General features: G+C 44.2%; 6 protein-coding genes, 2 tRNA genes and 2 pseudogenes. 2 read left to right on the top strand and 8 right to left on the bottom strand.

Annotation, left to right across the window (positions count from 1 at the left end; genetic code table 11):
* Nucleotides 1-116 precede the first annotated feature (116 nt).
* The 7 genes and pseudogenes from BGC07_RS00815 to BGC07_RS00785 form a co-directional block, all read right to left on the bottom strand.
* Nucleotides 117-193, bottom strand: a tRNA-Arg gene (locus BGC07_RS00815).
* A gap of 11 nt (nucleotides 194-204) precedes the next feature.
* Nucleotides 205-294, bottom strand: a tRNA-Ser gene (locus tag BGC07_RS00810).
* A gap of 138 nt (nucleotides 295-432) precedes the next feature.
* Nucleotides 433-597: pseudogene (gene csrA / locus BGC07_RS21370) on the bottom strand (carbon storage regulator CsrA); the annotation flags it as partial.
* A gap of 297 nt (nucleotides 598-894) precedes the next feature.
* Nucleotides 895-3488: pseudogene (gene alaS / locus BGC07_RS00800) on the bottom strand (alanine--tRNA ligase).
* Entirely contained in the window at nucleotides 3485-3961 is a 477-nt protein-coding gene (locus BGC07_RS00795; protein WP_069311587.1) for a regulatory protein RecX, read from the bottom strand. The pseudogene alaS and the gene BGC07_RS00795 overlap by 4 nt, the downstream one beginning before the upstream one ends.
* Nucleotides 3939-4976, bottom strand: a complete 1038-nt coding sequence (gene recA / locus BGC07_RS00790; protein WP_069311586.1) for a recombinase RecA — start codon at nucleotides 4974-4976, stop codon at nucleotides 3939-3941. The genes BGC07_RS00795 and recA overlap by 23 nt, the downstream gene beginning before the upstream one ends.
* 101 nt (nucleotides 4977-5077) lie before the next feature.
* Nucleotides 5078-5563, bottom strand: a complete 486-nt coding sequence (locus tag BGC07_RS00785) for a CinA family protein (protein WP_069311585.1) — start codon at nucleotides 5561-5563, stop codon at nucleotides 5078-5080.
* 74 nt (nucleotides 5564-5637) lie between these two features.
* Here BGC07_RS00785 and mutS point away from each other — a divergent pair, with 74 nt between their 5' ends.
* Both mutS and BGC07_RS00775 read left to right on the top strand, forming a co-directional pair.
* Nucleotides 5638-8205 carry a DNA mismatch repair protein MutS gene (mutS, locus tag BGC07_RS00780; protein ID WP_069311584.1) on the top strand — a complete coding sequence of 856 codons (2568 nt, stop codon included), beginning with the start codon at nucleotides 5638-5640 and terminating at the stop codon, nucleotides 8203-8205.
* 34 nt (nucleotides 8206-8239) lie between these two features.
* Nucleotides 8240-8701 carry a hypothetical protein gene (locus BGC07_RS00775; protein WP_069311583.1) on the top strand — a complete coding sequence of 154 codons (462 nt, stop codon included), beginning with the start codon at nucleotides 8240-8242 and terminating at the stop codon, nucleotides 8699-8701.
* A gap of 181 nt (nucleotides 8702-8882) precedes the next feature.
* On the opposite strand, the gene BGC07_RS00770 is transcribed toward BGC07_RS00775, so the two are convergent.
* Nucleotides 8883-10205 (bottom strand): glycoside hydrolase family 18 protein (locus BGC07_RS00770; protein WP_162272285.1); only part of this gene is annotated, 1323 nt, incomplete at its 5' end.

Below are 10205 nucleotides of genomic sequence, written 5' to 3'. Positions count from 1 at the left end.
AAAGGGTTTTGTCATCCACCCTGAACCCGAACTTGATCTACTAAACAAAGCCAAAGCTTTTATCCATGGATAATTGGTCGACACAGGATCAAAATAGTTTGGGAGATGAAAGAAATTGGCGCGCCCGGAAGGATTCGAACCTCCGACCGCCTGGTTCGTAGCCAGGTACTCTATCCAGCTGAGCTACGGGCGCGTCGTAAAGCGTGGCGGAGAGGGAGGGATTCGAACCCTCGGTACGCGTTAGCATACGGTTCCTTAGCAGGGAACTGGTTTCAGCCACTCACCCACCTCTCCGGCAACTCGGCAAATTATACCGATTTGCCGAGCAAAGTCAAATGGTTAGAACTTATTTCCGTCTACATCCCCATTTGGATAAGGGATACGGTTACCACTGACTTCAGTATCAGATGAATAGCCTGCTTGGCCACCCTCTTTTTCTTCTTGAATGCGTAAATAGATTTCTTCACGATGCACAGACACTTCTTTAGGTGCATTCACACCGATACGAACTTGATTACCACGAATACCGAGGACAGTCACAGTGACATCATCACCAATCATTAACGTTTCGCCAATGCGGCGAGTTAAAATTAACATTAAAATTTTCTCCTTTGCTTAAACCCTTCGCATTTCACGTCCCATAGAGCAAGGTCGGCGATATCACGAACCGTGCCCAGAGTCTTTATGCCCTAGTGCTAGTATCGTCAAACATAGTCGCTGACTTTAGCCTAAACATCCCCATCAAAACATCCATCAATGGTTATGCTATGCAACATCAAACACAAGCTGCGAATATTACCCCCTTCTCTATAAAAACTCAAGGAATTTAGAACATCTTTAACATAAAAAGGCCCTTTAAGGGCCTCTATTTTACAAATTGAAATTTTTTTTACTTTATAATCGACTTTTCACCCAAGACGCTACATTTTCAAGCGCAACCGTCAGTTTTTCAGGTTCACGTCCGCCCGCTTGCGCCATATCAGGACGACCGCCGCCTTTACCTCCCACTTGCTCGGCAACAAAGTTCACCAGCTGCCCTGCTGGAACTTTATTCTTGCAGTCATTCGTAGCTCCTGCAATCAAACTCACACGATCTCCGCTGACCACAGCAAGAATAATCACTGCTGAGCCTAGTTTGTTCTTAAGTTGGTCGACAAGATCACGTAAGCCCTTTGCTTCCACACCTTCAACCTTTGCCGCAAGAAGCTTCACCCCCTTGATATCAATCGCAGAAGAGGCTAAGTCAGAGCCTTGAGAGCTTGCCAATTTAGATTTCAGCTGCTCTGCTTCTTTCTCCAAGTTGCGCAGTTTTAGTAATAACTGATCTGTCTTCTCAACTGCTGTATTACTATTGCCTTTAAGTTTCTCTGCAATCCGGTTTAAGGCCTTCTCATGCTCATTCACATAGGTTAGCGCCCCTTCACCGGTGACCGCATCAATCCGGCGCACACCAGCAGCAATTCCTGACTCGCTAGTGATCTTCATAAAGCCAATATCACCAGTACGCTTCGCATGTGTTCCACCACACAGTTCCATAGAGAAACTACCCATAGACAACACACGCACATCATCGTCATATTTTTCACCGAATAAGGCCATCGCACCTTTCTGTTGCGCAGCTTCAATGCTCATGATGTCGGTTTCTATACTGTGATTACGACGAATCTCTTGATTCACCAAATTTTCAATCTCAGCGAGCTGCTCAGCACTCACCGCTTCAAAATGAGAAAAATCAAAGCGTAAATGCTCACTATCTACTAATGAACCTTTTTGGGTCACATGCTCACCCAGCACATATCTCAACGCCGCATGCAACAAGTGTGTTGCCGAGTGATTCAATGCTGTGGCTTGGCGCTTCCTACCATCAACACAGGCCTGCACCTCTTCACCAACAAAAAACTCACCTTTAACAACTCGTCCTATATGCAAAGTCGCCTGTTGTTGTTTTTGAGTATCGGTAACTAAAAACTCAGCGCCACCCGCATTAATCACTCCCGTATCGCCGACTTGTCCCCCAGATTCAGCATAAAACGGTGATGAGTTCAGCACAATCACCCCATCCTGCCCTGAGGTTATTTTATCAGCACGTTCTTTGCCTAAAACAATATCAGTCACTTTGGCATGATCTTGCGTTTTTTCATAGCCACTGAACTCAGAGCAGGTATCCAGCTCAACTAAATCATTATAATCCAGCGAGAACTGGCTTGCTGCACGAGCGCGCTCACGCTGAGCTTCCATATGGGTCTGAAAGCCTGTTTCGTCTACAGTCAAACTGCGCTCACGAGCGATATCTGCCGTTAAATCCACCGGAAAACCATAGGTGTCATAGAGCTTAAAGACGATTTCACCGGGAATTTCCGAGCCTTTCAGGCCAGCAATACTCTGCTCAAATACGCGCATTCCCTGCTCCAACGTCTTCGCAAACTGCTCTTCTTCCTGCAATAGCATACGTTCGATCATCGGTTGCTGTTGAGCTAACTCAGGATAAGCCTCGCCCATTTGCTGCACCAATGGCGTGACTAATTTATAGAAAAACGCCTCTTGAATTCCTAGCTTATGGCCATGGCGAATTGCGCGGCGGATTATCCGTCTTAATACATAGCCTCGACTTTCATTCGATGGCGCAACACCATCAACGATTAAAAAACTACAAGAACGAATGTGGTCAGCAATCACCCGTAACGATGGATTACTTAAATCACGGCAATTGGCTAAATCAGCCGCATAACGAATTAGCGCCTGGAACAAGTCAATTTCATAGTTATTATGCACACCCTGCAAAATCGCCGCTAAACGCTCTAGGCCCATCCCGGTATCAACAGAAGGCTTTGGTAAAGGCGTTAACTCGCCATCAGAGCCGCGGTTATACTGCATAAAGACAATATTCCAGATCTCAATGTAGCGATCACCATCTTCATCCGCCGTGCCAGGTAAGCCACCAAAAATTTCAGGGCCATGATCATAGAAAATCTCACTGCACGGTCCACAAGGCCCCGTATCACCCATTTCCCAAAAATTATCTTTAGTCGCAATGCGAATGACGCGCTCTTGGCTTAAACCGATATCATTGGTCCAAATATTTGCCGCTTCTTCGTCTTTATCATAAACAGTAATCCATAACTTCTCTTTAGGTAATTTAATGACTTCCGTAAGAAATTCCCACGCGAATAAAACCGCTTCACGCTTAAAGTAATCACCAAAACTAAAATTACCCAGCATCTCAAAAAAGTATGATGACGAGCGGTATAACCAACATTATCCAAGTCATTGTGTTTACCCCCTGCGCGCACACAACGCTGGGAGGATGTGGCTCGAGTATAAGCACGCGGTTCTTGTCCTAGAAAAGTTTCTTTAAATTGGACCATACCGGCATTAGTAAACAATAAAGTCGGGTCATCTTTAGGCACTAATGAACTGCTTGGAACAATCGTATGCCCCTTATCACGGAAATATTCTAAAAACGCTTGACGAATTTTGGCTGTTTTCATTCTTCACTCACTTGCTGACGGCCTTGTTTTAAGGCGGCTTGAATATGCTCGAATTCAAATCCTCGAGACTGTAAAAATCGTATTTGGCGCGCCTGGTCCTCAGGAGTCTCTCCTGGATGGTCAAACCGCTTACACCACACCCTAAACGCATTATCATACCACCGCTCACTGTAGTCTGCGAGCACAGAGCAGATAATCACCTCAGCCACCCCCTTATGGAATAAGGCTTGTTTGATCTTTAATGGCCCTTGACCCGAATTCACCTTGCTGCGCACGTAACTTTCACAAAAACGCTGATCAGAAATTAAGTCTTGCTCTTGTAAAGAAAGTAAAACGCTTTCAAGCAAAGCATAGGATTGAACACGAGGCTTTAGGCGCTCATAGAGCTCATGGTAGGAATATTCGCGCCGCGCTAAAAAACGAATGGCTGCGACACGAATAGAGGACTCGTCACTGAGCGGCTTGTGCAGCATCACTCTCTTCTATGACAGGAACGTCAAGATCTAGCTTTTCGGCGCGAACTCCGGCTTCAATCTCAGCCATCATCTCAGGATTATCTAACAAATACTGACGCACATTTTCCTTACCTTGACCAATGCGGGTGTCTTTATAACTGTACCAAGCACCAGCTTTATCTATCAGGCCACACTCAACGCCTAAGTCAATCACTTCACCAGCATGGGAAATCCCTTCGCCATATAAAATATCAAACTCAGCCTGTTTAAACGGAGGTGCAACTTTATTTTTCACCACTTTCACGCGTGTTTGGTTGCCCAGAATCTCATCGCCTTTTTTAATCGCCCCCGTGCGACGGATATCCAAGCGAACCGATGAGTAAAATTTAAGCGCATTTCCACCCGTTGTTGTCTCTGGATTGCCAAACATCACCCCAATCTTCATGCGAATTTGATTAATAAAGACAACGAGCGTATTCGAACGATTAATGCTGCCGGTAATTTTACGCAAAGCTTGGCTCATCAACCGCGCTTGCAAACCGACATGCGCATCCCCCATATCACCATCGATTTCAGCTTTCGGTGTCAGTGCGGCGACAGAGTCAACAACCACAATATCAACTGCACTTGAACGCACCAACATATCAGCAATTTCTAAAGCCTGTTCACCAGTATCAGGTTGAGAGACGATTAAGTCTTCAACATTAACGCCTAAACGCTCGGCATAAATCGGGTCCAAAGCATGCTCTGCATCAATAAAAGCCGCAGTACCCCCATTTTTCTGGCACTCAGCAATCGCTTGCAAAGTCAGTGTTGTTTTACCCGAAGACTCAGGCCCATAGATTTCGACAATCCGCCCTTTTGGTAAGCCGCCGATACCTAAAGCAATATCCAGGCCTAATGAACCTGTAGAGATAACCTCTATTCCCTCATTTAAATTAGAATCCCCCAAGCGCATCACCGAGCCTTTACCAAATTGGCGTTCGATTTGCGACAAGGCAGCTTGCAATGCTTTACTTTTTTGTTCTGACATAAATTCTTTTCCCCTCATTTTTTATGCATTTATTCTATGATAAAGGCGGCACGCAACCAAGCGCTATCTTACTCTCCTTTACCTTCAAAAATAACTTAACGTCAGTTGAGTCGTGTTAAAAGCCCAGTTAGCGCTGCATGCACGGCTCTGAACCTTATTTTTTCTCTATCGCCCTTAAACATATATTGCTCAGCGGTGACATCGCCATTGACACTCCAAGACAGCCATACGGTTCCCACCGGTTTTTCGTGAGAACCCCCCTCAGGCCCGGCAATACCACTCACTGACACTCCAACAGAACAACCACTGCGATCACAGGCATGACGTGACATTAAACGCACGACTTCTTCACTCACCGCACCATATTCATCTAACACACTATAAGGCACATCGAGCATTTCATGCTTGGCCCGATTGCTATAAGTGACAAAACCTCGCTCAAACCATGCCGAACTTCCCGCAACATCCGTTACCGCACCTGCGATTAAACCTGCTGTACACGACTCGGCAGTCACCAGCCATAAGCCTTGAGACTTAAGTTGTTCACCTAAGTCAGTTGCAAGAACTTGAATATTACCCTCTTCCATTCCAAGCAAACTCCTTTTATCATCGTTGTTCTAGAAATCAAAACAATTAAAAACTAAAACTATAAGGTACCCAGATGAGTGCGTTAGAGCAACCATTACAACAGCATACCCCAATGATGCAACAATATTTAGCACTAAAAGCCGAACATCCGGATACGCTCATGTTTTATCGCATGGGTGATTTCTACGAATTATTTTTTGATGATGCAAAAAAAGCCGCCACTTTACTTGATATCGGCTTAACTGCCCGTGGTAAATCAGGTGGAAATGCTATTCCGATGGCTGGCGTGCCTTACCATGCTGCTGATAATTATATTTCACGCTTAATCAATTTAGGTGAGTCTGTCGTCATTTGTGAACAAGTCGGCGACCCTAAAACCAGCAAAGGCCCGGTCGAACGTAAAGTCACTCGCATCATTACTCCTGGGACCGTCAGTGATGAGCATTATTTAGAAGAGCGCAGAGATAATTTATTACTAGCCCTGCATAGCCATAAAAATCAACATGGCCTCGCCTATTTTGATATGAGCAGCGGCCGCTTTAATATCATGCAACTTGATAGTGAAGACGCTCTATTGAGCGAACTCGAACGCTTGCAAGCCGCAGAAATCCTCCTCAACGAAACACATTCACTGATTAATCAATTTAATGCCCAGCAATTGCCATTACGCAAACGTCCTGAATGGGATTTTGATTTAACGACAGCGACACTTTCTATCAAAAAACAATTTGGTTATCATGACCTGACCGGCCTAGATTGTGCGGCTTACCCCCTTGCCTTGTGTGCTGCAGGCAGCTTGCTCAATTATTTAAAAGAAACTCAGCGCACGACACTGTCTCATATTCAAGGTTTACGCGTTGAGCAACACAGTGATTATTTAATTCTCGATGCGGCTACACGCCGTAACTTAGAACTGACCCAAAATTTACAAGGCAGTCAAAAACACACGCTAGCCGCTGTTATCGATCACAGCAAAACGGCGATGGGCAGTCGCTTATTATGTCGCTGGCTTCATCAACCGATTCGCGATACGAAAAAACTTCAATTGCGCCATACCATCATCGGCGAGTTACTTTATCATCAAAATTTTCTACCCATTCAGGAATTACTCCAAAACACAGCTGATATAGAACGTATTGTCACGCGTATCACCTTAGGTTCAGCTCGTCCACGAGATCTCACTCAATTGCGCGACACCCTCGCGTTGATTCCAGAATTATTTAATCACTATAGAAAGTTATCTAAAACGGCACAACAAGCTTTAAATCATGTGCCAAAACCTCAAGATGACTTGTTAAAATGCCTGACGGATGCAATTATCGAAAGTCCGCCTCAGCTCATTCGTGATGGTGGTGTCATTGCTCCAGGCTTTGACCATGAACTCGATGAACTCAGAAACCTATCCGCAAATGCCAATGAGTACCTCGTCCAACTCGAGCAACGTGAAAAAGAAGCAACCGGCTTATCTACACTTAAAGTCGGTTATAACCGTGTGCATGGTTACTATATTGAAATCAGCAAAGCACAAGCGGCAACCGCCCCCACGCATTACACCCGCCGCCAGACCTTAAAAAATGCAGAGCGTTTTATTACCGAAGAACTCAAAGGCTTTGAAGATAAAGTCCTAAGCGCAAAAGAACGTGCGCTCGCCCGTGAAAAAGCCTTATATGAAAGCATATTGCAACACCTTGCTGAACATACAGAGCAATTACAATCGCTCGCAACAGCGCTGGCAGAATTCGATGTTTTTGCTAATTTCGCTGAACGTGCTGAGAGTTTAAATCTAACAGCCCCTACATTCACAGACTCACCTGGCATCGATATTCAACAAGGCCGTCATTTAGTCGTCGAACATGAGCGACAAGCTGACTTTACTCCCAATGATCTACACTTGCAGAAAAACCGTCGTATGCTCATCATCACCGGGCCGAATATGGGCGGAAAATCGACCTACATGCGCCAAACTGCCTTAATTACCTTATTAAGTTATATTGGCAGCTTTGTCCCAGCACAGACAGTGACCATCGGCCCAATTGATCGCATTTTCACCCGTATCGGTGCATCTGATGATTTAGCCAGCGGCCGCTCAACATTTATGGTCGAAATGAGTGAAACCGCCAATATTTTACACAATGCAACTGAAAATAGTTTAGTGTTGATGGATGAAATCGGCCGCGGCACCAGCACCTTCGATGGTTTATCCCTCGCTTGGGCCAGCGCACAACACTTAGCCCAATCCATTCAGGCTTTTACTTTATTTGCCACCCACTATTTTGAGCTAACCGCTCTGCCAGAGAGCGCTCCTAATTGCCATAATGTTCACCTCAATGCCGTCGAGCATGATGAACGCATTGTCTTTTTACATACCGTCAGCGACGGTGCCGCCAGTCAAAGTTATGGTCTACAGGTCGCACAACTAGCTGGCGTCCCCAGCAAGGTCATTCAGATGGCGAAGAGTAAACTTCACTCTCTTGAAAAACCGACCACTTATCAACCTATACAAACCGCATTAAATTTCGAGCCAGAACCAGAAGAAGAATCTCTAGCCCTAAGTGCTTTACGTGACTTAAACCCGGATGAACTCAGTCCACGTCAAGCCCAAGATGCGCTATACCAATTAAAACGACTATTACAGCAATAATTAAAGGATAAACCGAATAAACAAAGGAATATTCATGAAGCAACTGATCTTTTTATTATTTACATTAAGTAGCTCAGCGTTTATAAATAATAGCATCGCAGCGCCTCTGACTTGCCCGGAACCCAACTCCATTCATTGGCAAAACTCCGCCTGGCAAGCTCCACAAGGTTGGCGCCTTATGAATAACCCCGCGTTTAGTCGCACAATCAAGTTTGCGACTGTTCAGTATGGTGCAAAATACCATAAAGCTGGAGAAGCCTTTGACGGTACCGTTCAGTGTTATTATGAATTAGATAGCGGCACTTTATTAATGCTTAAATTAACTAAAAAATTCGCCTTTAACCTGCCACCTCCAGGTGGGTCAGGTTGGCAGATGAATATCGTCTATCCACCGTTAAATCAAACGCCAGGTTACTTAAATGGTTATTGTGGTAGCTATAATCAAACCATGGCAAAAAATTGCATTCTTGCGAAAAAAAGCGATATTTATAGCTAAATCAATTTTGGCATCTTCAACCCATTAACGATGGAGTGAAAGCACTTACTACTTTTTTTAATTATCTATACACAACAACACCAAATGACTTTCTAAAACTTCGAGCTGAATTTAAAGCAAATTATTCCCGCAAAAGCGGGAATTTATAACATAGCTGCGATAAATACATCTTATAGCTCAATCAGGAAATACTTTTAGAAATTGCCATCACATAATTATAAGGGTTAACGCTGTGATTAATAATTGCCCATAGCATCACACCACCATAGCCATGCTCAACAGCCCATTTTGCTTTCTCTGCTAGTTGTTCAGGAGTTTCTGGTACGGCAACACCCCATTGCGGCTGCAAATCCAAACCCAAATAGGTTTTCTGCTTGCCAATTAAACCCGCATAATTTTGTAATGCAATCTGATAATCTTTACGGGCATAAGCTTCACCAGCATCATAGGCCATCACATTGACCCAGTTTAATAGCTGCCCTGCCTGTTGCAAAATCTGCCGATCCTCTCCACAATGCACAGAACCTGGAACAGTACACTGCCCTTCAGGGTCCGCTCCCACAGAGAACCCTGCAAAAGTAATTAGCTTATTTGGCGCTCGCGCTTTTAATGCTTTAATTAACGCAATCACATTGCGACTGATTCTTTCATCAACACGTTGTCCAGAAGCCTCAACATCAAGATCAATACCCGCTAATTCAATCTCACCGATTTTTTCTTCAGCTCTTGCAAAATTTCCAGAATAGACCGGATATTTTATCGTCAGCTTATCAACCAAACTGTCAGCAATCGCCTCAACACTTTCAACAGTCAATAGTTGCGTCCAAATACGTGAGAAAGTCGCTCCCCCCACCGAAAGCATAAATTTAGTTTCTGGATGAGCATGAGCATATTGCGTCCAAGTTTGGTAATTTGGCCATATTTGACTATTAGCACGCGGCACATCAGTTAAATAACCCGATACGCTCGTATCAACCCGATAATTACCATTTTCCAGTTTGATATCAGCAAATGATAAATTGACCACGGTAACTTTACTCTCTGCAAGCGGGGTCAGGGTATAGTTATTCCAACCTCCCCAATAAGCCACAAATTGAGTGTTTTGAGTGTTATAATTAATGACTAAATTTAATGGCTTATCTTTTTGTAATAAAAAGCCATTCAATGAAGACTCGGCAACATAAGTTTTACCATCGATCGTGAATGACACCGTATTCACTTGATACTGACGATTAATTGGCAAAGCTTGATGAGTGTCTTCACTTTCTTTAAGCTCTACACTAAATTGATTACCTTCACTGTCATTCAAGTTAATTTGGGCTGTTTTTCCCTCAGGTAATCCTATGGCGCTAATCACAACTTGCTCTGTCATGACTGGCGTTTCTTTATAGCTCACTCGCAAACGTACTTGTTGATTTTCTAAAATAGTTACTGGATTTTGATCAAGAAATTGAGCTTGATATTCCGCCCATTTTCCTGCAAGCGCGTCTGCCGTAAATAAATA

Source organism: Piscirickettsia litoralis, from assembly GCF_001720395.1.
Classification (GTDB): Bacteria; Pseudomonadota; Gammaproteobacteria; order Piscirickettsiales; family Piscirickettsiaceae; genus Piscirickettsia; species Piscirickettsia litoralis.
Note: the sequence above shows the minus strand (reverse complement) of the source record. Positions and strands in the feature narration are given on the sequence as shown.